The organism is Streptomyces sp. NPDC057654 (genome assembly GCF_042800135.1).
In the GTDB taxonomy this organism is placed as follows: Bacteria; Actinomycetota; Actinomycetes; order Streptomycetales; family Streptomycetaceae; genus Streptomyces.
Genome location: NZ_JBHVHQ010001343.1, coordinates 1 through 1,469, shown reverse-complemented (window position 1 = coordinate 1,469; position 1,469 = coordinate 1). Strand labels below are relative to the sequence as shown.

At 70.9% G+C, this 1,469-nt stretch carries 1 protein-coding gene and 1 tRNA gene; both read left to right on the top strand.

From position 1 onward, the window contains the following. Positions 1-1,267, top strand: a 1,267-nt coding sequence (locus tag ACFU99_RS43440; protein ID WP_384404267.1) for a S1C family serine protease, incomplete at its 5' end; no start/stop codon positions are given. Positions 1,268-1,349: 82 nt separating this feature from the next. Beyond that, positions 1,350-1,436: transfer RNA gene (locus ACFU99_RS43435), tRNA-Ser, on the top strand. The last annotated feature ends 33 nt before the right edge of the window (positions 1,437-1,469 follow it).

Sequence of the window (1,469 nt, the reverse complement as noted above, 5' to 3'; positions counted from 1 at the left end):
GGGCCAGGGCGTTCCCGGTGGTGGGCAGTCCGGCGGCTGGTGGGCGCAGGGCGGCGCAGGCGGTGCGGGCGTTCCGGGTGACCCTGGCGCGCCATGGGGCGGCGGGCCCGTGCCGCCGCCGCGGCGTAAGCGCGGCGGCCTGGTGGCGGCGGTGCTGGCGGCGGCCTTGATCGCGGGCGGTGTAGGCGGCGGGGTCGGGTTCTGGGCGGCGGACAACAGGGACAGCTCCGGTTCCACGACGGTGGCGTCGACCGGGGACGCGAAGACGGACAGCCGGAAGCCGGAGTCCGTGGCCGGCATCGCGAACAAGGCGCTGCCGAGCGTCGTGACGATAGAGGCCCAGGGCCAGGGCGGCGACGGCAGTACGGGCACGGGCTTCGTCTACGACAAGCAGGGCCACATCCTCACGAACAACCACGTGGTCGCCTCGGCCGCCGAGGGCGGCAAGCTTTCGGTGACGTTCTCGAACGGCAAGAAGTACGAGGCGACGGTGGTCGGCCGGGCCAAGGGCTACGACGTGGCCGTCATCAAGCTGAAGAACCCCTCGGACGCCAAGCTCACGCCGCTGCCGCTGGGCGACTCGGACAAGGCGGAGGTCGGCGACGCGACGGTGGCGATCGGCGCGCCGTTCGGCCTGTCGGGCACGGTCACGACCGGCATCGTGAGCGCGAAGAACCGCCCGGTGTCGTCCAGCGACGGCGGGGGCGGGGGCGGCAACGCGTCGGCCTCGTACATGAGCGCTCTCCAGACGGACGCGTCGATCAACCCCGGCAACTCCGGCGGCCCGCTGCTCAACAGCCAGGGCGCGGTGATCGGGATCAACTCGGCCATACAGCCGGCGGGCGGCGGCGGTGGCGGGGGCTTCGGCGGCGGCGAGCAGCAGTCCGGCAGCATCGGCCTCGGCTTCGCGATCCCGATCAACCAGGCGAAGACGGTGGCGGACCAGCTGATCAAGACCGGCAAGCCGGTCTACCCGGTCATCGAGGCCACGGTGAACATGAAGAACACCGGCGACGGCGCCACGATCGCGAAGGACGGCCTCAGCGGCCAGCCCGCCATCACGCCGGGCGGCCCGGCCGACAAGGCGGGCCTCAAGCCCGGCGACACCATCACGAAGATGGACGACACGATCATCGACAGCGGTCCCACCCTCATCAGCGAGATCTGGACCCACCACCCCGGCGACAAGGTCACCCTCACCTACACCCGCGACGGCAAGCAGTCCACAACCCAAGTCACCCTGGGCGAACGCTCCGGCGACAGCTGACCCCACCCCCGCCCCCCACCACCCCTCCCGGAATCCCCGAACCGCTAGGCTGTAACCGCTCCGCAGCAGGTAGGCGGGGCGGGGAGGCTTGCCCGAGCGGCCTAAGGGAACGGTCTTGAAAACCGTCGTGGCAGCGATGTCACCGAGGGTTCAAATCCCTCAGCCTCCGCCGAGGTCAGAATATGTGCAGGTCATAGGGGGT